The sequence below is a fragment of the Blastopirellula marina genome, from assembly GCF_002967715.1.
Classification (GTDB): Bacteria; Planctomycetota; Planctomycetia; order Pirellulales; family Pirellulaceae; genus Bremerella; species Bremerella marina_B.
Window position 1 is genome coordinate 240829 of sequence record NZ_PUIA01000085.1, and the last position, 25545, is coordinate 266373.

Here is a 25545-nt window from a genome sequence, read left to right on the forward strand (position 1 = left end):
AATGCCTGACGAACTGGTTGCCTTTTTTGCCTACGGAACCCTGAAGCGAGGCGAGGTCCGCGAAAAATGCTGGCCCTGCCGTCCCGTAGCCGTGCTGCGTGGATCAACGCCAGGCTCGCTCTGGCAAGTCGCCGACTACCCCGGGCTGAAGCTGGAAGGAGAGACGCGCGTTCTGGGCGAGATCTGGCTCTTCCCAGCAAAGCAGGAAGAACGGCTGCTGGAAGTGCTCGACGAGGTCGAAGGGTACCCGACCTTGTACACACGGGAAGTGGTCGAGTGCGAAACGCTCGATGGCCAGTCGATCACGGCAACCGTTTACGTCTACAACAAGCCGATTCTGCCGACCTTCGATGTCGTCCCGGCCGATGCCCAGGGGATGATTCACTGGGTAGGCAACACTCAGCGATTCGCGTAGACCTCGGCCATCTTTTCGACGCGGGCCTTGATCGCTTCACGCGTAGACTTGGGTGCCAACACCTCGGCTTCCGGCCCCAGGGCCAGCACGCGGGGAATGATCTCCAGTTCGTGCGCCGCTTTGACGGTCAGCGTAATGCTGCCGTCGTCGTGCTGCTCGACTTTCTGCTCGGCATGCCACGGGTCTTCCACCACCCAGCTTGCAGCGGCGGCGGTAATTTTAATTTTGAAGTCCATCGGCTTGTGGGCCGCGAAGATACCAATCGACCCGCCCAGGTGTTCTTCCAGGTCAAAGTCTTTAGGAACCTTGAAGTAGTCGTCGGTGACCTCCGCCTTCTTGAAGCGATCGAGCTTCCAGTGCCGGATGCGATTCGGGTCGTCTTCCGGTAACTCACTGGCCGCGGCCACAATGTAAATGCTCCCCTGGTGGAACACGATGCCGTACGGCTCTAACCGGCGCTGGCTGGGAGAGGGCTGCCCAGGCTTCTGATAAGCGACCTCAACAACGCGATGCTGGTGAATCGCACGATTCAGATTCTTGAGAGTCCCTTCCTGGGCCGAATAATTCTTCGACGCCAGTCCCGTCACGTACAGCACCTGGCGATACTTGCGGTAATGCTCCCACGTTCCCTCAGGCAGTTGCTCTTGGATCTTCGTCCAGAACGACTCGACACCCACCCAAAATGGCGTGCCGGAAAGAGGCAGCAGAAGATCGCGCCCTAGAGAAAGGGCAATCAACTCTGTCGCCGTCGCGGTGATCTTATGCATCCCACGGCCACTGGCACCAAGCTTCCACACGCGTCCTCGGCCGGAGTCGTGCACATCTATATCAAGACCTGCCGCTTGTAGCGATTCGATATCGCGGCGGACCGTGCGAGTATGCAGCGAAGACAAACCGAGCTCGTCGACCAACGCGTCGCGAATCTCTTCCAACAAGCATCCGTAGCGATAACGCTCGAGGATCTGCAAGATCTTGTGCTGCCGAATGAGTTGTTCGTTGCGTGCCATTGTGAATGCCTCCATGCCGGGTGGGTAACGCGGAAGTCCAAGTGTACCCAACCCGTCCGCGCGATGCTATTGTTCCCTCATCCTGTCCCCTCGCCCCTTTGGGGAGAGGGGACAGGATTGGGTTATCGGTCGAATGTTCGTTTCTCTCGTAGCAGGTGGTGATAGTGTTGGGCGAAGCGGTGCGACTCGTCTCGAACGTACTGCAGCAGTCGCAGCGCGAACGAATGACGGCTCAGTCGAATCGGTTCGCTTTCACCAGGTCGGTAGACTTCTTCCTCACGCTTGGCCAACGAGATCACCGTCGGGGGCTCGATCTTCAGATCACGAAACGCCGCCATTGCCGCGTTAAGCTGCCCCTTGCCGCCGTCGATCAACAGAATATCGGGGAAGACTTCCGACGTATCGCTCAGCCGTTTGAAGCGGCGAGCCACGACCTCGTGAATACTGCGAAAGTCGTCCACACCATCGACACCGCGAATCTTGTAGCGGCGATAGCCTGGCTTGAACGGTAACCCGTCGAGAAACTGCACCAGGCTGGCCACCGTGTCACTGCCCCCCAGGTGCGCGATATCGACTCCTTCAATCGTCCGCGGTGTTTCTGCCAGGCCCAATACCTTGCGGAGGCCAGCCAGGCCCTTCTTCGGATCGACATAGAAGACTTCCGGCTGGGCGTGGGTTTCCAATTCGCCCCGTTCATCGAGACGTTCGAGCATGGTGATCTCGTCGCGCAGCTTGGCCGCCTTCTCGAATTCAAGGTTCTTGGAAGCTTCCTGCATTTCCTCTTGCAACTGCTTCACCAGGCGAGTGCGATTCCCTTCCAGAAACATTTGCAGGCGACGAATGTCTTTACGGTACTCTTCCTTGCTGATACGCAGATTGCACGGCGCGGTACACTGATCGATGCTGGCCAGCAAACAGGGACGAAACCACTTCCAGCGTTCGTCGGTCTCGTCGATATCGAGATCGCACGTGCGGAACTTGAAGATCCGCTGCAGGACCTGAATCGCACCACGCAGTGCTCCGGCACTGGCGAACGGTCCGTACAGCTTGGCGTTCTTATCCTTCGGCTCGCGAGTAAACTCGACGCGGGGAAAGTCTTCCCGCTGCGTGATCATCAGGTACGGAAACGTTTTGTCGTCTTTTTGCTCTTTGTTGTACTTCGGCTGGACATCTTTGATCAGCCGCGATTCGGCCAGCAGCGCGTCGACTTCGCTTTCCGTTTCCAGGTAGTCGGCATCGGCGATCTCGTTGACCCAATAACCGGTCCGCTGATCGATGGCTGCTTCGGCTAGAAAGTAGCTGCCAGCCCGCGAACGGAGGTTCTTGGCCTTGCCGACGTAGATCACGCGTCCCTTGTCGTCTTTGAAGATATACACGCCGGAGGTGGTCGGAAATTTACGTACTTTGTCCGCCGTTACCGTGAAGGGAACGTGTTCAGCGGGCTTTCCTTGAGCAGGAGTCGCTTCCGGCATTTGGGCAGGCGGCTGGCCGTCGGGGTTATCTGCCATGATCCTAGGGGGCTAAGGTGTACAAGATTCCATCATGAAATTCTAACCCTTACCCGAATTTTTGGCAGTACGAACAACCCGAAATGAAATGGTTCCCGGCAAGAACAAAAAGAAGGCCGCCTGGGACACGATCAGGCAGCCTTCGTGCGAGCCTCATATTGAGGAGAAAAGGTTCTTAAGAAACGGCAACCGCGTGGGGTTCCGTTTCCAGGCGTACCATGGCTTCGCCGAAGTCGATCTTGTCGTCTTCCAGGCCAGGTACTTTGCGGAACAACACTTCGGCGAAGCGTCCGAACTGTTCCGGCATGACGCGGTAGAAATTATTCTTACCGTCGCGTCGCGATTCGATCAGACCACAGGTTTTCAGCAGGGCCAGGTGATGGCTGACTGCCGGTTGGCTCTGATCGAGCAGATCGCACAGCGATCGAACATTGAGTTCGCCTGCTTGCAGCAGGTAGCTGAGGATCTTCAGCCGAGTTTCATCGGCCAACAGCTTAAAGAGCTGAACGAGCTGACGTGCAACGTCTTCGTTCAAAGGTTCGTAAGGTGAAACTTCCTTGCCAGATCCTTCCGGCTGGGAAACATGCGAGGGACTATCGTTGTCCGAGTAGTACCCTTTGGACATCGTGTGTCCATTGGCTGGAGTAGCCAAGAACATCATGGCAGATCTTCTCCGTGTTAGTAAGGCTTGGGCCCCTTACTGAATAGTTAAGTTGACTGGCCCTGAAACTGGATGAGTCACGCCCTGAGAGATAGCTTGACGCGGCCAATGCTTAACCCTGCTCGCCCATAACGACGAAACGGAGAAAGGCAGTTTCCAACGAAGACGCGTAAAGTAAATTCCAACGGCGTTGAGCTAACCCAATTGCTAGTAGGTGAACCAAGCGCTAACGGCTCTCATACTGCAATCGAGCCTCGCCCCAACGTACGAATGCTCGGGCAAGGCGGTTCGCTCATTCCCGGAGTATCGGACAATTCGCATGAAACTGCAACATTTCTATCGAAAACAAGGGGGCTAGATTGCGCCTTTCAAGCGGACTGATCGGTTTGAGATCAGCATATCGTCATCCCTTGCGGAATTTGATACGATCAGGAACACAGGTGATGAGCACCATAAAACCCACTGCCGATGGCCCGAATGAGTGAGAAATCACCGAATGAAATGGTCAATACGAGGATTATTTCCTTACTTCTTCCCGCTAATCTTCGTAGTCGCTCTGTTTTTCGCGCTTCGGATGGGTTCGCTCCCCCCCGCCGACTTTACGTTTTCTAACGGTACCGAGCCGCAAACCGTCGATCCGGCAAAAAGTACCGGTGCCCCGGAAGGGCGGATCATCGACGCCATCTTCGAGGGGCTCTATCGCAAGATGCCCGACCCAAACGACCCCGATGAAATGCTTCCGATGCCTGCGATGGCCAAGTCGCACGAGGTTTCGGATGACCTGAAGACGTATACCTTCCATATGCGCGAAGGTGCCAAGTGGACCAACGGCGAGCCTGTTACCGCGCACGACTGGGAGTTCTCGTGGATGCGTTTTCTGCATCCTGAATCGCGAACGCAATACGCCTACCAGTTGTGGTATATCAAAAACGCCCAGCGTTTCACCACCGGCGACCTCCACGAAGGAGACCGCGTGGAAGTGGAGCTGGCCGACCGTAAAGATCGCGCCCAGATGTTCCCGCGCGGCACGATGGTCTCTGGCATTCTTAAGAAGATCGACACCTATTCGGCAGGAGCCCCCAAGTCCGACGACTCTGGTCATGGCGAATCGGGTAGTTCTTACAAAGTCTATACCGTTGACTGCGTGCCAGATAAAGACGGCGTTCCGCAGTGGGATGGCGAAAAGACCGAACGGGTTTTCTACCAATCAGGCATTCCTGAATCTTTCCTGGCCAAGCACCCCAAAGCTGAAGAAGCGATGCACGTGCTACTGCACTTCAGTGAAGTGGGAATCAAAGTGCCGGACGACATGACGCTGGTCATCCAGTTGGAATCTCCGACGCCGTACTTCCTGGAACTGGCCTCGTTCTATCCGATGCACGCGGTCAATCGTACGTGTATCGAAACGTTCGGCTACCCCAACTGGACCAAGCCGGAAAATATCGTCACCAACGGCCCCTACCAGATTCAGGAACGCCGCATCCGCGACCGAATTCGCCTGGCAAAAAACCCGACCTATTGGAACGCCGATGAAGTCAAGCTGGAGACGATCGATGCCCTTGCGGTGCAGTCGAATACGACTCAGCTGAACATGTACATGAGCGGCGAAATGGAATGGGCAACCGATATTCCGAATCCCGTTCTCGATGACCTGAAGAAGTTGGATGAGGAAAAGAAGAAAGAGCCAGGGCGAGAAAACGAACGCAACGATCTGCTGATCGCCCCGATGCTTTCCACCTATTTCTATCGCGTCAACACGACTCGCCCGCCTCTCGATAATCCCAAGGTGCGCCAGGCCCTGAACCTGGCAATCAACAAGCAAGAGATTGTCGACTTCGTCACACGTGGTGGCCAGGTTCCGGCCGGTTCGCTTGTTCCGCCCGGGATTACCGGCTACGAAGGTCCTCCGACCGAGGACTACGATCCCGAACGTGCCCGCGAGCTTCTGAAGGAAGCTCTCGGCGGCAAGAAGATGCGGCCGATCCAGATTCTGTACAACACGTCGGAAGGGCACAAGCAAATTGCCGAAGTGATTCAGCAGCAGTGGAAACGCAATCTGCATATCGATGTTCAACTGCGAAACGTTGAATGGGGCGTCTACCTGACGACCGTTCGCGAGATGGATTACGATGTGGCTCGCGCCGGTTGGATTGGCGACTATCCCGATCCGAACACCTTCCTCGACATGTTCGTCACCGGCGGTGAAAACAACGAGACCGGCTGGAGCAACAAAGAGTACGATGCCTTGATTGAATCGGCTCGCAGTGAAGCCGATCCCGAAAAACGCTTTGCCTTGCTCCGTCAGGCGGAAAAGATCCTGGTCAAGGAGATGCCAATTTTGCCGATCTACTTCTATGTTTCGGTCAACATGGTTCGTCCGTACGTGAAGAACTTTTATCCGAATCTGCAGGATCTCCATCCCCTGCATATCCTCGAAATCGACGAAGAACAACGCGAAAAGATTCGCGAGTGGGAGGGCTTGGAGTGATTTACTTTTTGGCCAAACGGCTAATGTGGTTGGTGATCACGATGTGGGTCGTCTTCACGATTAGCTTCTTTTTGATGTGGACCGTCTCGCCGGAAGGGGCGCTGCTAAGCGAACGCCAGCTTCCCGAAGCGATCAAACGCAACCTGGAAGAGTACTACGACCTGGATAAACCGCTCGCAACGCGGTACGTGAAGACGATGGGCAATTACATCGCCCTCAACCCAGGCCCCAGCATGAAGCTGATCGACAAGTCGGTCTTCGAGATCATCGCCGAAGGCCTGCCCATTTCGATCTCGCTCGGTCTGCTTGGCCTCAGCTTCGCCATGCTGATCGGTTTCTCTTCCGGCATCATTTCGGCACTACGTCGGCAATCGGTAATCGACGTAACGTTCCGTATGATCGCCACGCTGGGGATCGCCATTCCCAACTTCGTATTGGCAGGCTTCGCGATCATTATCTTCGTGTTCGGACTGAACCTGTTTCCCGCGGCCGGATGGGGACGCCCGATCAATCTGGTGCTGCCGTCGCTTTGCCTGGCAGCTCCCTTCGCAGCGTACATCTCGCGTCTCACGCGAACGGGCATGCTGGAAGTGCTCGGCCAAGACTACATTCGCACGGCCTACGCCAAGGGGCTGATGCCTGCGACGGTGGTGCTGAAGCATGCGTTTCGCGGAGCCATCTTGCCGGTGGTCTCGTTCCTGGGTCCTGCCACGGCTGGCATCCTGACCGGATCGCTGGTGCTCGAACGTATCTTCTTTATTCCTGGCCTGGGCAGTCACTTCATCGAAGCGGTACAGCAGAAAGATCACCCCGTCAGTCTGGCGGTGGTGATGATCTACACGTTTCTGTTGTTCTCGATGAATACGCTGGTCGACCTTTCGTACGGTTTGATCGATCCACGCGTCAAGCTAGACAAGTAATTCCTCGCTGCGAAGGTGAAAGCCTTGGATTCCCTGAAAAAGCACGACCCCTACGCCGACGCGTTGCCGCCGATCGAGAAGTATCAGGCCATGTACAACGAGGCGAGAAGCATCCGCGGGATCTCGCTGTGGCAAGATGCCTGGCGTCGACTTCGCCGCGACTGGGTCTCGATGACGGCCCTCAGTTTCCTGGTCCTGTTGGCCCTGGCAGCGATCTTCACGCCCCTATTTCCACTGCAGTCGCCGCGGGAACAAGACCTGGCCAATCGCCTGGCCTTGCCTCCAGAATTCCACTCGACCACCCAGAAGGCGAACGCAGAAGGGGAGAAACAAACCGTCCCCGTCAGCCTGCACCTGAAAGACCTGGAAGGGGAAGAGTTCGATCGCCGCGTCGGCGAACTGTGGACCGACCCGACCGGCCTCGACATGTTCCTGCTGCATATCCGGTTGGCGATCTTTGGAGACTACTGCCTGCCCAGTATCTGTGGTACCGACCTGCTGGGGCGTGACCTCCTTTCGCGTCTGTTTTATGGGGCCCGCGTTTCGCTGATTGTGGGGCTGGTGGCCACGCTCGTTTCGCTGATTATTGGGGTCAGCTACGGGGCAATCGCCGGTTACTCAGGTGGGATCGTCGACGACTTCATGATGCGGGTAGTCGACATCTTGTATTCGGTTCCGTTCATCTTCCTGGTGCTGTTTCTGATTACGATCCTCAGCGAAGACGACGTCAAAAAGTGGCTGGAAAGTTACGGCATCAGCCGCATCGTGATTCTGTATATCGTGATCGGGGCCGTCTACTGGCTGACGATGGCCCGCGTGGTACGAGGCCAGATCATCAGCTTGAAGAACGAACAATTCGTCGACGCGGCTCGCACGGTGGGAGCCAGCGGGATGCGAATTGTCTTTCTGCACCTGGTACCGAACGTGATGAGCATCGTGATCGTTTACCTGACACTGACCATCCCGGCGGTGATGCTGTTCGAGGCGTTCCTGTCGTTTCTCGGCCTGGGTGTCGAAGCCCCGGCAGTGAGCTGGGGTGTGCTGGCCGAAGAAGGTCTGAAGGTGATCACGCCGGTCAAAATCTACTGGTGGCTGGTGGTCTTCCCTGCTTTGGCTTTGGCATCGACGTTGTACTCGTTGAACTTTCTGGGTGACGGCCTGCGTGACGCGCTCGACCCGCGAATGAAGAATCGATAAGGGTAAGTTTGTGACTGGTGAAACAACGAGCGTCTCGACGATCGACAAACCTTCCGGCACCGGCAAAGTGCTACTGGAAGTGCGTGACCTGGCCGTCGAATTCCGCACCGAAGAAGGTATCTTCAAAGCCGTTCGCGGGGTCGATTTCGATCTGCGAGCTGGCGAAACACTAGGCATCGTGGGTGAGTCTGGCTCTGGCAAGTCGGTCACCAACCTGGCCATGCTAGGGCTCATTCCCCAGCCCCCCGGCAAGATCACCAGCGGCAGTGCCATGTACAACGGCCGCGACCTGCTGAAGATGAACGATAAGGAACTCGCGTCGATTCGCGGGAACCGCATCGCGATGATCTTCCAGGACCCGATGACCACGCTCAATCCATTCCTGACCATCGACGAACAGCTGACCGAGGTCACGCGAAAGCATCTGGGGCTTTCCTACAAAGAAGCCCTCGACCGCGCGGTCGAGATGCTCGAAAAAGTAGGCATCCCCGGTGCCAAACGCCGCGTGTTCAACTATCCGCACGAGTTCTCTGGCGGTATGCGGCAACGCGTCGTGATCGCGATGGCACTCTCGTGTAATCCCGAGATCCTGATCGCCGACGAACCGACCACCGCGCTCGACGTCACCATCCAGGCCCAGATTCTGGAACTGATGCAGGAGCTGCAAGAGGAACACAACACGGCGATCGTCATGATCACCCACGACCTGGGCGTGATCGCCAACATGGCCAACGACGTGCTGGTGATGTACGCCGGTCGCAAGGTGGAACAAGCCAGGGTCCATGATCTATTCACCGACCCACGTCACCCTTATACGCTGGGCCTGCTCAATTCGATTCCGCGCATCGACGAAGAAGTCGGAGCCGAACTCTCGCCCATCAAGGGTCAGCCGCCAGACATGAGCGAGGCCATCCCCGGCTGTTCGTTCTATCCGCGTTGTCCCTATCACGTCGACGAATGCCTGAAGACCGATCCGCCGCTCGTTCAAATCGACAACGGAACCTTGCACGCGTGTATTCGCGATGTCACCAAGCTCGATCCGCCGGTTCCACCGACTGCCACTCCCTAACGACTTAGCCTAAGCTACTGCATCCATGTCACAAGCATCAGACGCCTCTCCTGTTCTCGAAGTCCGCGACCTGAAAGTTCACTTTCCGGTCCGTCGCGGCAGTTGGTTCGCGTCCCATACCGAATTCGTGCGGGCCGTCGATGGCGTTTCCTTTGACGTGAAGCCAGGCGAAACGTTTGGGCTGGTGGGGGAAAGTGGTTGCGGAAAATCAACCACGGCCCGAGCCATTATGAACCTGGTCAAGCCGACCGATGGTACTATTCACCTAGCCGGAAAACGAATCGACAACCTTTCGCCGGCTGCCATGCGACATCATCGCAGCGACCTGCAGATGATCTTTCAGGATCCGTACGCCTCGCTCAATCCGCGTATGACCGTCGGCACGATCATTGGCGAGCCCTTGTCGATCTTCGGGCTGAAATCGGGCCTCGATCGCAAGCTGGAAGTGATGCGGCTGATGGATGTCGTCGGGCTCAATCCACGCTTCGTGAATCGCTATCCGCACGAGTTCTCTGGTGGGCAGCGACAACGTATTGGTATTGCTCGGGCACTGGCCGCCCGACCGAAGGTTATTGTCTGCGACGAACCCATCTCCGCGCTCGACGTTTCCATTCAGGCCCAGGTGATCAACCTGCTGATGGATCTTCAGCAGAAGCTGGGAGTCGCCTATGTCTTCATCGCGCACGACTTGAGCGTCGTGCGGCATATCTCGCATCGTATCGGTGTGATGTACCTGGGACGCATCGTCGAGCTTTCCGAATCGCAAGAGTTGTTCCGGCAACCGATGCACCCCTACACGCAAGCTCTGCTGTCGGCCATTCCGGTGCCAGATCCCGATATCGAACGCAAACGGCAGCGTATCGTCCTGCAAGGGGAAGTCCCCTCGCCCGATACGTTCTATCCCGGCTGTCCCTTTGCCGATCGCTGCCCGATTGTGCAGCCTGAGAAATGCACGGCCAGCCCACCGCCACTGGAAGGGAAACCTCATCCGGCTGCCTGCTTCTTTACTAGCGATAAGTCGGCCTAACTCGCAGCCGATCCCGATTTGGAATTCGAGAGGTCGTCGGCCATCTTCACGATCGACGAGCCTGTTCGCATGCGTCTCGATTCCATGTAGAACCGCACGATCGCTTCGACTTCTGGTTTCATGCTACGGCAAGCCAGGTCGATTGAGGCGAAGCCTGCCAAAGGAGAGTCGTCCTGCGTGAGGTAAAGGATCACCCCTTGGGCATGCGTTTCAAAGCGAGCGATCTCTCGCCAAGGCGTCTTGCGGCTTCCGAGAAATGAATTCTGAATGACGCCGCGTGGTCCCAGGTCGATACGTACCGGAACGAACATCTTCCAAGTTGCGGCCAGGCAAGCCAGCACGACCACCAGCGAGACCCAGACATGCACCGTGCCTGAATAGGTTAGAAATGCGAGCACGATTAGCAGCAGTGCTGTCGTGGCTTGGGCGATATGATCATCGCGAATGGGTAGACGCACCAAGGATAACTCTGGTGAGTGCGTCTCGAATTCCCGACTGGATGGAGCCATGTATCGCCGATCAATGGCCCTTGATGGGAAAGGGCGTCTTGGGTGTTAAACTCATGTGGGGGCGTCATCACCAATTGACGTAGGATGATGATTAGGTGTTCGCAGCGCACCGGCAATCATTATTCCCACGCTCCAGTATAGGATACTCAGAATCACCAGGCTCCAGGTAACGATGGTGGGAAAGTTCTTGGAAAAGAGAATCTTAATTGGTGGTTCTGCGCTCCGTTGAACGGGCCTGATAGCACTTGTATGGTCGCGATCCTGCCGCTGATCCAATTCTTCGGTCAGCTTCTGCCAGTTTTCGGTGGCTTGCGGCGTATTGTACGTCAAAGCGACCCACTGGCGAGTTTGCAGTAAGCCGTAAACGACCACGATTACCAGCAGAACGTAACCGCCCCACATTCCAATTAGCGTTCGCCGATGCATTACTGCGAGTCCGGTTTGTTCTCGAAAAGCTCCAGCAGCGCGATCACCGTCGCACTCACGCCGGTCTCTAGGCACTGCTCGGCATCGGGATAATACAACGGCGAGTGTAGCGATGGGGGATCTTGCCCCAATTGCTGGTAACGATCGAGCCGCTTCGCATCCACCGAGCCTAATCGGTACATGAAGATCGGCACGCCAGCGAGCCCATATCGGCTGAAGTCTTCGCCCCCCATCGAAGGATCGATCGGCACAATCTTTTCATCGCCAAACGCATGATTGAAGTGCTTCACGATTCGCCAGGTGAGGTGCTTATCGTTAAACAGGCTTGGCGTTCCTTCGCTGATCACGATCTTCGGTTCGGGGGCCCGATAGCTGATCGCGACCGCTTTGGCCTTACGCTGGATCGCATCGAGCAACTGCTTGCGGACTTCATCGCCGTAGCTGCGTACCGTCAGTTGTAAATGACACTCGTCGCCGATGATGTTGTGCTTGGTTCCCCCATGGATCGCACCAACCGTAATAACGGCCGGATCGGTCGGTTTGATCTCGCGGCTGACAATCGTCTGCAGATCGAGAATCAACTGGGCGGCCTGGACGATCGGGTCTACCGTCGCATAAGGATGAGCGCCGTGGCCTCCCTTTCCCTGCACATAAATATCGACACTATCGACATTGGCCATCGCGTAGCCGGCACGATATCCCACTGTACCGGTCGGCAGGTTGGGATCGACATGCAAAGCAATCGCATAGTCTGGCTTCGGGAAGCGCTCGAACAGCCCGTCCTCGAGCATTGCTTTGGCCCCCTGCCCTTTTTCTTCGGCCGGCTGGCCGATGACCATCAGCGTGCCGTGCCACTGATCGCGATGCGTGGCCATATACCGGGCAGTGCCCAGCACGTTGGTCATATGGATATCGTGGCCGCACGCATGCATCACGCCCGACTGGGTGCCATCTTCCAGCGTGACCTTCTCTTTCGAGGCATATACCAGTTCGGTGTTCTCGGTTACCGGCAGCCCGTCGAGATCGGTCCGCAGCATCACGGTGGATCCTTCGCCGTTACGCAGCAGGGCCACCAGGCCATGTCCACCCACGCCGGTCGTAACCTCGTAACCGGCCGTTTTCAGCAGGTCGGCCAGCCGCTTGGCGGTTTGCTCTTCCTGAAACGAAACCTCTGGATGCGTATGAAAGTCTTGGTAGATTTCGACTAACGAACCGATCTGACCGTCCACCCATTGCTTGACCGATTTGGCATCTCGATGGGGGGGGTCGGCCTTAGCATCAGCCAGGGGTATCATGCCGCAAATCGTGACGAGCAAACACGTAACGGCAGATGAAGCGACGCGAGCCCAAACCATGGATTAATATCTCAAAAAAAAGATGTGAATTACGCCTTGCCAAAAAGTAGGGATCACGGTTATCATCCCTAGGTAGATTATAACACGGTCTAATTTTATACGAGCAGACGTCCGGAACTCATCCAACGGCGTCTGCTCATTTTACTTCTTGACCGTCTTATTGGGCTAATAGCGTTGGATTCTTTGCCAACATTGCCCCCAACTGCTCGACGAATGCCCGGGATGCTTTGGCCCGGTGGCTGATCAACCCCTTGATCGCCGGCCCCATCTCGCCAAACGTGCGATGATATTCCCGCAGCTCGAACAGCGGATCGTAGCCAAAACCATGGGTGCCGCGGCGTTGGGTGATGATTCGACCATGGCATTTGTCTTCCGCTTGAAGCACGACCTCTCCCTGCGGATTGGAAAGGACGATGTGGCACACGTAGTGGGCACCCCGTTTTTCCGGTGGCAGGCCTTCCAACTTTTCCAATAGCAGGTCGTTGTTCTTCTCGTCGGTCGCATCGTCGCCTGAGAACCGGGCCGAATAGATCCCCGGGGCACCTTTGAGCGCATCGACACACAGCCCGCTATCTTCAGCCAATACCCATTGCCCGATCGCAACCGCCTGCTGGGTTGCCTTCTTGGCGGCGTTCTCGGCGAAAGAGTGACCATCTTCGACTACCTCGATGGCAGCGGGAAATTCTTCCAGCGTTTTCAGTTCGATGCCCAGCGGCACCATCAGACGCTGCAGTTCACCCCGCTTCTTTTGATTGTAAGTGCCTAGCACCATTTGCCGGTTGTCGGACATTGCTCGTATTCTTTTCGGGGCTGGTAGTTTCGTTGTCGGCTGAGGACATCGTAACGAGAAACGAGCGCATAAAAAAGGTTCCACGAAGGATCGTGGAACCTGGCATGATTGATCTGGTGTCGTTCGCGATGGTTCTAGCGAAGTGGGCGTCGTGCGTAGTCGGCGGCGATACTCACCTTCGGAACTTCCACGGGAAGTGGCTGAACATCGAAGATAATTCCATTGAGCGAACGCGGCTTGTAGGAAGGAGCCGTGCCACCTTCGATGGTCGCGGTACCGGTTCCCCCTTTGTAGCCATCCATAATACGTTTGACTTGCGGGTTGATTTCAATCTTCCCGTCGCGGCGCGGGGTACCAACCGTTTCAAACGATCCGACGGTGACGATGCTTTCCGATCGATCGTGGAACGTATAGGCTTCGACCCCTTGCTTGCGAAGGGCATCGGCCAGCTTCTCGGCCTTCTCAGCGGCAACGGCCAGGCGGGTTCCGCTGACGATGTTCTTCTTTTCGATCTCATCGATCTTCTTCTGATCGAGTTCTACGGCACCGCGGAAGGTCGCCACACGCACGGTGTACTTGCCAGGACAGTTAAGCAGGCTGTTTTGGCTGTCCTTGTTCATCTTCAGGACCAGGTCATCGATGCCTTTGGGGCGGAAGTATTCTTCCGGCAGCAGCGGATTGCGGGTGACAAACGCATTGCCCATCGGGCCTTTTTCTTTGTCATCTTCCGAATCGATCGCTTCGCGTAACCTCTGGCGAATGGTTTTGATCGTGTCGTTCTTGACGGTGTAGCTAGCACTAAAGACCTTTGGCTTGGCCGTTTTGATCTTGCTGAGGGTCTTTTCGACGCCACTTTCTTCCACCGTTTGGAAGTTGCCGACCATGACCGCGTAGCTGGTGAAGCTGACGTCGTTCATGTACTTCATCTTCTTAGGGCCGCCGTAACGATCGTACCCCTTGCCGACGACGGTGTCGGTGTAGTCGTAGTTTTGATGCCAGGTATAGGCTTCCAGACCGTAGTCTTTGCGAAGTTCCAAAACCAGGTCGTTGGCGTCTTTTTCGGCACCCGGACCAGAGAAGCTCGTGGCCATGATCAGCCAGGGACCTTGGTCTTCGGTCAGCTCGTAGCTCTTTTCGGCGTCAGCTTCCACACGCTGAAAAGGAATGAGATTGGCCCATGGTGGAGCGGCCCAGGTTGTTGTGGTAACTGCAGCAACAAGGCCCATTGCCAAGGCCAGGCGCAAATTCGTGTGGACAAACATCCTTGCTTGTTCCCCTCATGTGACAACAAATGCATCGATCGATCCCAAGCCCATCTTGGGCCGGGAATAGTCGGGGGAACAGTACCAACAGGGCGTCGGTCGCCACAAGAGGAATCTTGAGACAATTCCTCTCAGATTTTCAGAAAACTTATGCCCGTGCTAGCAAGGCGAAGCGACTACGCTTCGACCAGCTGCGAAAGGCCCACTAGTTGCCGTGTCTTTTCCAGCAGTTCGCCATAGCGCGGCTTGGGAACCTGGGTATCGACACCCACTTGCTGCCCCTTCTTCTGATTGTCGCGTGAAACGAGCGACGAGAAGATCACAATCGGCAGCGAGCCCAACACCGGGTGCATGCGGACATGCTTGGCCAGGCTGAAGCCGTCCATGCGGGGCATCTCGATATCGGTGATCAGGATGCCCACCTTGTCGCGAATCGTCTCGACTGTCTCGTCTTCGGCCAAAGCTTCCAGGTAATCCCAGGCAGCCTGGCCGTCGACAAAGCCGTGGACGTTGGTGAAGCCGGCATCTTGCAGGTGGTCGCCGATCATCTCGGAGATCATGCGAGAATCTTCCGCGAACACAACCGGAATGTTCGGAGCATCGATCCGCGCAACGCCCGCACTACTGGCTGGCTCGTCACAAATGCCAGCCACATCGGCACCGATCGACTCGAAATCGAGAATCTGAACCAGCTTTCCGTCGATCAGCACGACACTGGTAATCGGGGCGTTCATACCGGGGGTCAACGGCAGAGGTCGCGTTGCCTTCCAGCTGACGCGATAAATACGGTGCACGCGATTCACGCGGAACGCGAGGGGACGCTGGTTGAATTCCAACAGCAGCAAACAATCGCTATCCTTGGAAGCGACTTCCGGCACATCGCCGTACAGGAAGTTCCCCAGATGGATCAGCGTCACGACATCTTGTCGGATTCGCACTACCCCTTCAATCGAAGGATGCCCTTCCGGCAGGCCTGTCACTTTGGTGATTCCGAGGACTTCCTTCACCTTGGCGACATTCACGCCAAAGGTTTGCCCGGCCACCTCAAACACGAGGATCTCGGCCTCGTTGGTGCCTGCTTCCAGCAGAATCCCGGTATTGATACCCAGCTTTGAATTTTGCGCATTCATAGTGTGCCGCTGCCCGCGTCAGTTCGTAGTTGCTGATTTCAAGAAACAACTCAACGAACAGTACATCGGCAGTGCTAGCACTGCATTGTGAAAGAATTTAATCTTTGACGCGTGCGAGGGATGTGCCGGTTGGTCCGGTTATATCCCACCGGTTAGTTACGCCCGGCAGCACCTTCGCTGGCTTTTTGCATCTCTTGTACGATCGCCAGGTTTTTGGCGGCTGCCTGCATGCCAGGCTCAAGAGAGAGGGCCGCCTTATAATGGCGGATCGCATCACTCCATTGCTTTTGGTGAGCGTACGCGTTTGCCAGATTATTATGGGCGTGAACGTTCTCGGGGGCGACTTGGATTGCCTTTTGGAAGAGCGATATCGCGGTGGGTCGATCATAGTGCTGAACAATCGATGCCAACCGGTTGTAGGCTTCCGAGTTGTTCGGATTGAGTTCCACGGCTCTGCGGAGAAATGCCATGGCTCTCTCTGGATTTTGTGTTTGCTCAAGCTGCGCGATAGCGACACAGATGCGATCGTCCCTTGGGTTGCCCCGGATGGCAATTTCGAAGTACTGCCGGGCAAGGTTCTCGTCACCTTTCGCAATTGCCTCCAGCCCCTGCTCGTAAAACAAATCCCCATGGGCCTTGGTGAAACCCACGGTCGGGTAAAGCTCAATCGCCTTGGTAAGCAGTGGAGTCGCTTTCTCGATGTCCCCTTCCTTGAGATAGACGTTGGCCAACTGCGAGTAGCCACGAAAGTGTTGCGGGTTCTTCGCGATGACATCCTGCCACATCGCATTCGAAGAACGGTAGACCTCATTGCGGGCAATCGTGCAGACCCCATACCCTAAGACAGCAACGACACCGATACCCAGAACGACGCGGCCAAGCACGTCCGTTCCCGCAGCATCTTGCTGGCCTATCCCGTAGCTAATTGCCTGGTAGCCACCCAAAACGAGAACCGACAGCACGCCTGCCAGTGGAAGGTACATCCGGTGCTCGAAAGCGATGTCTTGAATGGGCAGAAAGGAAGAAGTCGGTGCAAGAATCAGGAAGAACCACCCTCCCCAAAAACCGAGCAATGGGTTGCGAAACGTAGCCCAAATCGTCAGGCCAATCAGCGATAGAATGAACAGGCCAGGCAATAGCGCGTCCACCAGGGAGAACGTTGCCCGCCAGCCGTGGTCGAGCGATTGCCCATTGGGAATCACCGAGAGCCATAGATAAAACGGAATGACCTTGGTCTGGCTGTATAGGTACTCGGTCGGGCCAACCGTGCGCCGTTCGGTTCCGCCTTCAGTGATGACGGTCTCGTTGACCACCGCGACACCGTAGTGTTGGAAATGTTCTGGCGGCAAGTCAAAAAAGTGCACGATCAGAATCCAACTCGCCATCAATCCGAGGTAGACAAACCAGTTTCTGCGAAATAGCGACTTCCACGATTCGGATAACAAAGCACGGTCGTACCACAGAATCACCAATGGAAGTACAACCGCGACTTCTTTGCACGAGACCGCAGCAAAGCCAAATGCGACGCATGCTAACCGCCAGAAGACCATGTTCTTGGAATTGTGCCCAACGGCAAAACACAGGATAGAAAGCAGAAAGAATAAGCCCATCAAAGACTCGTAACGCTGAACGATATAGGTCACCGATTGCGTTTGAAGAGGGTGAACCGCCCAGACCAGGGCAATGATCCCCGACAAGAGGAACGCGTGCCGACGAATTCCCTCAGAAACCCGCGGCTGGAGAAGCGTAACTTGGAGAAACCCAAACAGCGTGATCGAGGCTGCCACGTGAATGATCAAGTTCACCAAATGGTATCCAAGTGGTGCATCTCCTCCCCACGATCGCTGGAGAGTCCAGGTGAAATCGACCAGCCCACGTGAGCGCAGGTGGATGTTTTTCCAGGCAAACTCGTCAAACGTCGGATAGTTAAGAACGTGGGCGGCGCTATCGAGATGGAACGGGTACTGAAACGTGCGGTGGTAGACGGCAACCGTAGCAACAGCAATTAGAAGAGCAACCGCGTACCACTGGGCCCTTTGATTGCGAGCCAAGTTACCGAACATGTAGTCACCCTCGCCTGCCCAGATCCTTTACCAGAAATCACACATTTTATAGGTGATGCGTACGAAACTTCACGCTTACAGGATGCGCTAGACGAGATTTTGCGAAACCTTAACGGGATGCACAGGCACACGAAGACGCGAATCTACCTCGGTAAAATCACGGTTCCAAGCACCCGCGTCGATTCGGCCCGATCGATCTTCACCTGGTAGCGTTCACCGATTTCGACCTTTGATCGATCGACATAAACAGGAGCATAACGGCACGAAGTCCCCATGGCGAAACTGGCGTCGTCGCGGTCTTCCGCTTCAATCAGCACGTCCAGCGTATCCCCTACCAGGCTTTCGTAGTACGTCTCGCGGGTCTTGTCTTCGACCGCGGCCAGGCGAGCCCGGCGGTCGGCTTTCACGTCGCCAGGGACCTGGTCGGCCATCTCGGCGGCCGGCGTTCCCTTGCGAGGACTGAACGGGAAGATATGGATCTTTGAGAAGCCCACCGTCTCCGACACGTGGCAGGTTTCCTGGAACTCTTCTTCGGTCTCGCCGGGAAAACCGACGATGATGTCGGTCGAGATCGACGGCTTATCGATCGAGTCCTTCAACAGTTTGCAGCGGTCAATGAAACGCTGGCTGCCCCAACGACGTCGCATCCGCCGCAGGACCGAGTCGGAACCGCTTTGCATCGAGATGTGCAGGTGCGGGCAGATCTTGTCGGGGTACTGGGCCATCACCTCGATCAGTTCTTTGGTGACCTCGGTTGCTTCGATGCTGGAAAGACGCACGCGGAAGTCGGCGTCGATCTGCGAAAGCATTTCCATTAGCTTGGCCAGACGAACCCAATCGGTCTTCGGCTTCCCCTTGTTCAGGTCGACTCCGTAATGCCCCAGGTGAATGCCGGTCAGCACGATCTCGCGAAACCCATTGCCAGCCAGGCGAGCCACTTCGTCGACGATCTCCCCCGAGGGTCGACTGTACATCTCAGGCCGAACGTACGGAATGATACAGAAGCTACACCGCAGCAGGCAGCCGTCCTGCACCTTCACATAAGCGCGGTGGCGATCGCCGAACTTCGAGATTCCATCGGGAATGTCGATCACCCCCATCCGGCCTAAAAGGTCGGGGATCTCCCGTTTGTCGGTCACCACTTCCGAGACATTAGGTAGCACCTTCAGCTCGTTCGGGGCTCGGGTCGCATAGCAGCCCATGACCACGATCCTGGAGTTCGGGTTGTCGCGGGCCAGCCGGCGAATGGCCTGGCGGCTTTTCGAGTCCCCCTCGTTGGTCACCGTGCAGGTATTCACCACGCACACGTCAGCCGCTTCGCTGTCGTCTGCATCTCGATAGCCGCCGCGCGCAAGCCCTTCGCGAACCAGTTCGGTTTCGTATTGGTTGACCTTGCACCCCAGGGTAAGGGTCTTCAGCTTGAGATCGCTCATCAGCAGATGGTAGGGGCTAAAGAGTGCTTCCAAAAATCTGGTCCCCTCGCCCCTCAGGAGAGAGGGTTAGGGTGAGGGGCGAACAATCGCAGGCGGAAGAACCAACGCCCCTGTTCTCTCCAAAAGTAGGAGAGCGAACAGGCCATTTTAACACTCTGGCTCGATCGTGGAAGACATCGAACCGCGGCAACGAGCGATCAGATCGTCTTTGCCGTAGGCATGAATCTGGTCCCGCTTCAGCTCGGCATGCTCTTTGGTTGTGGTCAGGCAGATCGCCTTGCCGTCGGAATCGACCGTCTTGGCAATCTGGAAACCCTTCTCAACTGGGTGTCCGAACAGTTCATGCATCATCAATATGACGTATTCATACGTGTGGTCGTCGTCGTTCCACAGCATGACGTGATAACGAGGCTGGCGCTTCGGTTTTTGCTTATTCTTGGGTTTGGTTTTGGTCGAAACCGTCGTCGCTTCCCAAGGTTCTGCTACTGACGTGTTAGAGTCGCCCACTGTTAACTTCTCGAAATTCAACAGGAATCTACCCCCTCGCGTGGCCCCCGAAATGGTTGCGAGAGGGATGGGTGCAATGTCCATTTACTGCAAGTCGTATTATATTGTACGGCTTTACGGGTCGGAAGATAATTTTGGCGTTTCAAAAGCCAAACCATGCCGTGACCAAGTCCAATTGGATAAGCCATGCCGGATCTGAAAACTTTTATAGATGAGAATCGTGGAAACTTCGTCGAGTCGCTCAAAGAGTTGCTCCGAATTCCCAGCGTCAGCACCGATAGTCGGCATAAAGAAGACGTTAAGACCGCTGCCGACTGGGTCGCGGCTCGCTTCAAAGAACTGAACTTTGAAACGAAAGTCATCCCCACCAAGGGACACCCGATTGTCTATGCCGAGAGCCCACCGGTGCCAGGCAAGCCCGTAGCCCTCGTTTATGGACACTATGACGTCCAACCCCCCGAACCGCTCGACCTGTGGGTTACGCCCCCCTTCGAACCCACCGAGCGCGACGGCAACCTCGTGGCCCGCGGTGCCACCGACGATAAAGGCCAGATGCTGACTCATGTATTCGGGGCAACTGCCTGGATGAAGTCGGTAGGCGAGTTGCCCATCCAAGTGAAATTCTTGATCGAAGGGGAAGAGGAAATCGGCAGTGCCAACCTCGCTCCGTTCATCGAAGAAAATAAGGAACTGTTGGCCAACGATGTCGTCGTGATTAGCGACAGCAGCCAGTTCGCCCCAGGCCAGCCGGCCATCACCTATGGGCTGAAGGGGATTGCCTACTTTGAACTGAAGTTGGTCGGCCCCAACCGCGATCTGCACAGTGGCTCGTTCGGGGGCAGCGTTCGCAACCCGGCCAATGCCCTGTGTGCAATGCTCAACACGCTGATCGACGAGCACGGCTGGATTCACATCCCCGGCTTCTACGACGACGTCAAACCGATGTCCGGCGACGAACGCGAAAACTTCGCCGAACTTCCCTTCAACGAAGAAAAATTCAAAGAACAATTGGGCATCGACGATGTCCATGGAGAAGAAGGGTACACCACGCTCGAACGTCGCTGGGCTCGACCAACCCTGGATATCAACGGTCTGACTAGCGGCTACCAAGGCGAAGGTGCCAAAACCGTGCTGCCCAGCGAAGCATCGGCCAAGTTCAGCTGCCGCCTGGTGCCGGATCAATGTCCGCACAAGATCGGCAAGGCTCTGCGCGAACACCTCGAAAAGATCTGCCCCACCGGCATCAAGATGGAGTTCAAAGAGCATCACGGTTCGCCTGGCTTTGTCGTTGCCACTGACAGCCCCTACATCAAGGCCGCCAGCGACGCCATCGAACAAGGCTTCGGTGCCGCACCGGTGTTGATTCGCGAAGGGGGATCGATTCCGATCGTCGCCAACTTCGCCCAGCAGCTTGGCTCCGATGTTCTGCTGTTGGGCTGGGGACTGGATGACGATAACACCCACAGCCCTAACGAAAAGTTCAACCTCGCCGATTTCCAGCGAGGCATCGCCGCCAGCGCCCAACTATGGGCCGAACTGGCCAAGATCGATATGTAATTGAAATTCCTGTCCCCTCGCCCCTACGAGGAGAGGGCTAGGGGGAGGGGACGAACAGGGCACGAACGTCCCACCCCTCAATACAACGAATACACCACACGCTAACCCCAAAGATCTCAACCCATGCTCGACCGGAAGTTTGTTGTCGAAAACGTCGAACTCGTGAAGAAGAACTGCGAGAACCGCGGGGTTCAAGCCGACGTCGATCAGATCGTCGCGCTCGAAACGGCTCGTAAGGCCAAGCTGCAGGAAGCCGAAGAGTTCAACCGCCAGGCCAACGAAATCAACAAGACCGTCGGCAAGGCCACGCCGGAAGAGCGTCCCAACATCATCGCCGAAGGTAAACGTCTGCGTCAGTTGAAAGACGACGCCTCGACCGAAGTCGACAAGCTGGAAGAGCAAATCGTCGAGATCCTCCGCATCGTACCCAACCTGACCCACCCCGACGCCCCGATCGGCGAAGACGACAAGAGCAACCTCGAGATCCAGCGCGGCGCAACCGAGCCCCGCAAGTTCGACTTCAAGGTTCTCGACCACGTTGAACTGGGCGAGAAGCTCGACCTCATCGACTTCGAAGCAGGTGCCCAAGTTGCCGGCGCTGGCTTCTACTACCTGAAGAACGAAGCCGTGCTGCTGGAACTGGCCCTGCAGCAGTATGTTGTCAGCCTATTGGTCAAGGAAGGGTTCGTCCCGACCATCACACCGGACATGGCCCGCACCGAGATCCTGCACGGCGTCGGCTTCATCCCGCGTGGTCCCGAAACGCAAATCTACAGCATCGAACACACCGACCTGAACCTGGTCGCCACGGCCGAGATCACCCTCGGCGGCATGTACGCCGGCAAGACGCTCGAAGCCGAAACACTACCCCAACTATTCTGCGGTATCAGCCACTGTTACCGCACTGAAGCGGGCGCGGCCGGCCGTGCGTCGCGAGGTCTCTACCGAGTGCATCAGTTCACCAAGGTCGAGATGTTCGCGTTCACCTTGCCGGAAGACAGCGAAGCGACCCTCACTAAGTTCCGCGACCTGGAATGCAAGATCTTCGATGGCCTGAAGATCCCGTACCGCGTGGTCGATACGGCCACCGGCGACCTGGGTGGCCCTGCCTACCGCAAGTTCGATCTGGAAGCCTGGATGCCGGGCCGCGGCGAAGCTGGCGAATACGGCGAAGTGACCAGCACCTCAAACTGCACCGACTACCAGGCCCGCCGCCTGAACATTCGCTACAAGGTGAAAGGGGAAAAGGGAACCCACTTCGCCCACACCCTGAACGGCACCGCCATCGCGCTCAGCCGCGGCCTGATCGCCGTACTGGAAAACTACCAACAAGCTGACGGTAGCATCGAAGTCCCCGAAGTCCTCCGCCCCTACATGGGCATGGATAAAATCGGTCCCCGCTAAAACGCCAGCGCCAAGTACCAACAATTCCAGCCCCCTCGACCCTCCGGGGTGAGGGGCGAAGCTGGTACCAGCTCACCAACAATCCTAATCCAACGGGTACCACGCCCAAGTCCGCTTGAGGGTGTCCGATAATTCAAATCGTATAAAACCCCGAGAAAATGGGCATACCAGAAGCACTCTAGCGACGGGTTCAACCAATAGGAAACTCGCTGATTGCTAAACGGCTAAACAGTATGCTTTTTCCGGAATTGAATTATCGGACACCCTCAAGTCCGCTTAGGCGTGCGAACCACTCCTGTCCCGTCGCCCCTCCGTTATAGCCTTTATATTTTAACAATTAACGCACGCTTTTCTCTTTAGTCGTGCGGCATGCGTGGCGCTTCCGCCAACTCTTGAAGGCCTTTGCTTCCCTGCGCTAATACCATGAAAGAATGGTATTAGATCTATTTCCATCCCCTAAAACCGACAGAGTAAACACGCAAGAATTTCCTTGTTGTTATTTACATACTTTTTTACTTATCACATTGAAGCGAAAAGCACTCATTACCCCTGTGTTTAGGGTGAATCGCGGGAATTCGCAGGTTTACGCCGCTCTAACTCATATCTATCATGGCACGTAGCAATAATATTCAATGTTGCATAGTTTTTTTGTCTCTTTTCGTCATTATTGGTTTCGGAGCTCTTATGTTGTCACAGCAGCCGCGCCGTGGAATCATGCCAGCGATCCCGCAGCACGTTCGTGTTCGAGGTGCTTTTACGTTAGTGGAATTATTGGTGGTTATCGCCATCATCGGTGTGTTGATCGCGCTGCTATTGCCTGCCGTTCAACAGGCCCGCGAAGCAGCGCGTCGCATGCAGTGCACCAATAACCTCAAGCAACTGGGGCTGGCGATGCACAATTTTCACGACACCTACGGCAAGTTGCCGCCGATGAGCCACGAAGACTTCGGCAACGACAACACTCAGGCCAACTGGGGCTGGGCGATGCTGGTGATGCCGCAAATGGAACTAGGCAACGTGGTCGAACAGCTCGACCCAACGCAAGGCACCAGCGTCAGCCGTAACTGGCCGCAAAAGACCAGCGGCAACACGCTGCATGGTGCCGTGGCAAACACCAATCTGCTTAAGATTCTGCAAACCCCGATCGATGCGTTCATGTGCCCTTCAACGGCTGGCCCCGAACTGAACGAATCGAAGCCAGTTCCCTACGATAGCGGCAACGGCACCACCTACCTGGCTCGTTCTGATTACATTGTCGTAAATGACAAAGACATGATTTACCGCGGTTCGTCGACCGACCATCCTGACGGATGCTTTATTTGGAGCCGTTACAGCCCCGTCGTCAACTTCGCCAACATCACCGATGGTCTTTCCAACACGCTGTTGGTTGGCGAACGGTGTTACCAACTCGGTGGCGAACTCATCGGTAGTGGCGTCGTCTTTGGCCATGCCGGCAACGACGATGGCGCTCACTCGACCAAGGGTGTCCAGATGGGATACTTCTATGTTGGCGGTGCCACGAATTACCCGATCAACTCCACGGTCAGCAACGCCGACAACGCTCATCGTCAAGGATTCGCTTCGAATCACCCTGGCGGGGCGAACTTTGTCTTAGGAGACGGCTCGGTTCGCTTCATCCCGGAAACGATCGACCACAATCCCGATGGTGGCAACAACGATGTCCCCAACAGCACCCTGGAACGTTTGGTTCAAAAGGACGACGGCCAGGTTGTCGGTTCGTTCTAAATTCTCTGTTTCCGAAAACCATAAGGCTCACCTGCCAGGCATTGCCCAGTGGTGAGCCTTACTGACTTTTGACTCCCTCCCCCACCTTCGGAATTCGAGACGATGAAGCATCTTGCACTTTCCTTCAGCATCTGCGGACTATTGCTTTGCGCCGTTGGGTGCCAATTCAGCAGCAGCGAGTACGGCCACGTCACCGGCGTTGTGAACATCAACGGCCAGCCGGTAGAGAAAGCCGTTGTCACGTTCGTTCCCGTCGAAGGAGGTCGTGCTGCCATGGCGATCACCCAATCGGACGGTTCCTACGAATTGAACTACACCCCTGGCGTAAAGGGGGCCAAGCTAGGTGAAAACCGCGTGCGACTGTCGACCTACATCGAGCCATCGATTAACGACAATCGCGTTGTCGATAAAGGGACGCCGGAGCGATTCCCCCCCAAATTCTCCGGAGGCGAAGAGGTCGTCGTCACGGTGAAATCAGGCAACAACGTCTTTGAATTCGACGCGGAAGCCGATCGAGACGACTACCCAAGCCGCCGTTAAACCCTACGCGCCGAAAACCGATCGTCGAGTCGTCCTCCCAGCCAAAGGACGACCCACAAACGACAGATCATCTCACCAAGCACGCAACCAATTCCGTTCCCCAAGCCCAACGGTATCTATCACCTCCAGTCCCCTCGCCCCTCCGGCGAGAGGGCTAGGATGAGGGTCGAACCAGGTAACAACTCACCAACAACCCCAATCCAACGGGTGCCACGCCCAAGTCCGCTTGGGCGTGCGAACCAGGTACCCGCTCTCTCACATTCCAAGAGAAAGACCATCCGCGTAATCTGCGGTTAAACTCCTTCCTCATCGCGCGTCCTCTTTTCTAGTTACAAACCGACTTTCTCGCTCGTTTTCCTCTAAATAAAAACTTCCCAAAATCATTCCAACAAGCCTGTACATGAGTACACACAGGCAGGTATCTTATATCTCACAAGCGGCAAAGACCTCCGCAAACAAGATCTCTCACGGCCGACCAGCGAGACGAATTTCTTCCGTCGCTTGAGTCAGGCCACACTCCAATCTCCCGGG

22 protein-coding genes are annotated in these 25545 nt (G+C 56.1%); 10 read left to right on the top strand and 12 right to left on the bottom strand.

What is annotated here, in order from left to right; all coding sequences use genetic code 11:
• Position 1 precedes the first annotated feature (1 nt).
• The gene (locus C5Y96_RS25870; protein ID WP_105359433.1) at positions 2 to 415 is read left to right on the top strand and encodes a gamma-glutamylcyclotransferase; all 414 of its coding nucleotides are present in this window, start codon (positions 2 to 4) and stop codon (positions 413 to 415) included.
• On the opposite strand, the gene C5Y96_RS25875 is transcribed toward C5Y96_RS25870, so the two are convergent.
• From C5Y96_RS25875 to C5Y96_RS25885, 3 genes are all read right to left on the bottom strand, one after another.
• Positions 400 to 1422 carry a helix-turn-helix transcriptional regulator gene (locus C5Y96_RS25875; protein WP_105359435.1) on the bottom strand — a complete coding sequence of 341 codons (1023 nt, stop codon included), beginning with the start codon at positions 1420 to 1422 and terminating at the stop codon, positions 400 to 402. The genes C5Y96_RS25870 and C5Y96_RS25875 overlap by 16 nt on opposite strands.
• 122 nt (positions 1423 to 1544) lie before the next feature.
• Complete coding sequence (locus C5Y96_RS25880) at positions 1545 to 2930, bottom strand: excinuclease ABC subunit UvrC (protein WP_199188802.1); 1386 nt, start codon at positions 2928 to 2930, stop codon at positions 1545 to 1547.
• A gap of 175 nt (positions 2931 to 3105) precedes the next feature.
• Entirely contained in the window at positions 3106 to 3591 is a 486-nt protein-coding gene (locus tag C5Y96_RS25885; RefSeq protein WP_233199138.1) for an ArsR/SmtB family transcription factor, read from the bottom strand.
• Positions 3592 to 4087: 496 nt separating this feature from the next.
• Here C5Y96_RS25885 and C5Y96_RS25890 point away from each other — a divergent pair, with 496 nt between their 5' ends.
• From C5Y96_RS25890 to C5Y96_RS25910, 5 genes are read left to right on the top strand one after another with little or no spacing between them, the layout of a single operon-like run.
• Positions 4088 to 6079, top strand: coding sequence for a peptide ABC transporter substrate-binding protein (locus tag C5Y96_RS25890; protein ID WP_105359438.1), 1992 nt, complete (start codon positions 4088 to 4090; stop codon positions 6077 to 6079).
• Positions 6076 to 6999, top strand: coding sequence for an ABC transporter permease (locus C5Y96_RS25895; RefSeq protein WP_233199140.1), 924 nt, complete (start codon positions 6076 to 6078; stop codon positions 6997 to 6999). The genes C5Y96_RS25890 and C5Y96_RS25895 overlap by 4 nt, the downstream gene beginning before the upstream one ends.
• A 24-nt stretch (positions 7000 to 7023) precedes the next feature.
• Positions 7024 to 8196 carry an ABC transporter permease gene (locus tag C5Y96_RS25900; RefSeq protein WP_409994437.1) on the top strand — a complete coding sequence of 391 codons (1173 nt, stop codon included), beginning with the start codon at positions 7024 to 7026 and terminating at the stop codon, positions 8194 to 8196.
• A gap of 10 nt (positions 8197 to 8206) precedes the next feature.
• On the top strand, positions 8207 to 9265 hold the full coding sequence (locus C5Y96_RS25905) for an ABC transporter ATP-binding protein (RefSeq protein ID WP_315850671.1): 1059 nt from the start codon (positions 8207 to 8209) through the stop codon (positions 9263 to 9265).
• A gap of 25 nt (positions 9266 to 9290) precedes the next feature.
• Positions 9291 to 10292, top strand: coding sequence for an ABC transporter ATP-binding protein (locus C5Y96_RS25910; protein WP_105359440.1), 1002 nt, complete (start codon positions 9291 to 9293; stop codon positions 10290 to 10292).
• On the opposite strand, the gene C5Y96_RS25915 is transcribed toward C5Y96_RS25910, so the two are convergent.
• The 9 genes from C5Y96_RS25915 to C5Y96_RS25955 all read right to left on the bottom strand — a co-directional run bounded on the left by C5Y96_RS25915 (position 10289) and on the right by C5Y96_RS25955 (position 19767).
• The gene (locus tag C5Y96_RS25915) at positions 10289 to 10801 is read right to left on the bottom strand and encodes a hypothetical protein (RefSeq protein ID WP_146115814.1); all 513 of its coding nucleotides are present in this window, start codon (positions 10799 to 10801) and stop codon (positions 10289 to 10291) included. The genes C5Y96_RS25910 and C5Y96_RS25915 overlap by 4 nt on opposite strands.
• A 51-nt stretch (positions 10802 to 10852) precedes the next feature.
• Positions 10853 to 11227, bottom strand: a complete 375-nt coding sequence (locus C5Y96_RS25920; RefSeq protein ID WP_146115815.1) for a hypothetical protein — start codon at positions 11225 to 11227, stop codon at positions 10853 to 10855.
• The gene (locus tag C5Y96_RS25925) at positions 11227 to 12522 is read right to left on the bottom strand and encodes a M20 family metallopeptidase (RefSeq protein WP_233199144.1); all 1296 of its coding nucleotides are present in this window, start codon (positions 12520 to 12522) and stop codon (positions 11227 to 11229) included. The genes C5Y96_RS25920 and C5Y96_RS25925 overlap by 1 nt, the downstream gene beginning before the upstream one ends.
• A gap of 217 nt (positions 12523 to 12739) precedes the next feature.
• Positions 12740 to 13372, bottom strand: coding sequence for an RdgB/HAM1 family non-canonical purine NTP pyrophosphatase (gene rdgB, locus C5Y96_RS25930; RefSeq protein ID WP_105359449.1), 633 nt, complete (start codon positions 13370 to 13372; stop codon positions 12740 to 12742).
• Positions 13373 to 13506: 134 nt separating this feature from the next.
• Entirely contained in the window at positions 13507 to 14634 is a 1128-nt protein-coding gene (locus tag C5Y96_RS25935) for a hypothetical protein (RefSeq protein ID WP_105359452.1), read from the bottom strand.
• Between the two features lie 176 nt (positions 14635 to 14810).
• A complete protein-coding gene (locus tag C5Y96_RS25940) occupies positions 14811 to 15764 on the bottom strand; it encodes a chemotaxis protein (RefSeq protein ID WP_105359454.1) in 954 nt (317 codons plus the stop codon).
• A 152-nt stretch (positions 15765 to 15916) separates the two neighbouring features.
• A complete protein-coding gene (locus C5Y96_RS25945; RefSeq protein ID WP_105359457.1) occupies positions 15917 to 17827 on the bottom strand; it encodes a tetratricopeptide repeat protein in 1911 nt (636 codons plus the stop codon).
• Between the two features lie 143 nt (positions 17828 to 17970).
• Positions 17971 to 19293 carry a tRNA (N(6)-L-threonylcarbamoyladenosine(37)-C(2))-methylthiotransferase MtaB gene (gene mtaB, locus C5Y96_RS25950; protein ID WP_233199145.1) on the bottom strand — a complete coding sequence of 441 codons (1323 nt, stop codon included), beginning with the start codon at positions 19291 to 19293 and terminating at the stop codon, positions 17971 to 17973.
• A gap of 114 nt (positions 19294 to 19407) precedes the next feature.
• The gene (locus C5Y96_RS25955; protein WP_105359493.1) at positions 19408 to 19767 is read right to left on the bottom strand and encodes an ATP-dependent Clp protease adaptor ClpS; all 360 of its coding nucleotides are present in this window, start codon (positions 19765 to 19767) and stop codon (positions 19408 to 19410) included.
• A gap of 186 nt (positions 19768 to 19953) precedes the next feature.
• Here C5Y96_RS25955 and C5Y96_RS25960 point away from each other — a divergent pair, with 186 nt between their 5' ends.
• The 4 genes from C5Y96_RS25960 to C5Y96_RS25975 all read left to right on the top strand — a co-directional run bounded on the left by C5Y96_RS25960 (position 19954) and on the right by C5Y96_RS25975 (position 25014).
• Entirely contained in the window at positions 19954 to 21324 is a 1371-nt protein-coding gene (locus C5Y96_RS25960; protein WP_105359462.1) for a dipeptidase, read from the top strand.
• A gap of 123 nt (positions 21325 to 21447) precedes the next feature.
• On the top strand, positions 21448 to 22728 hold the full coding sequence (serS, locus tag C5Y96_RS25965) for a serine--tRNA ligase (protein ID WP_105359465.1): 1281 nt from the start codon (positions 21448 to 21450) through the stop codon (positions 22726 to 22728).
• Between the two features lie 684 nt (positions 22729 to 23412).
• On the top strand, positions 23413 to 24474 hold the full coding sequence (locus C5Y96_RS25970; protein WP_158261435.1) for a DUF1559 domain-containing protein: 1062 nt from the start codon (positions 23413 to 23415) through the stop codon (positions 24472 to 24474).
• Positions 24475 to 24576: 102 nt separating this feature from the next.
• On the top strand, positions 24577 to 25014 hold the full coding sequence (locus C5Y96_RS25975; protein WP_105359470.1) for a carboxypeptidase-like regulatory domain-containing protein: 438 nt from the start codon (positions 24577 to 24579) through the stop codon (positions 25012 to 25014).
• Positions 25015 to 25545: the final 531 nt, after the last annotated feature.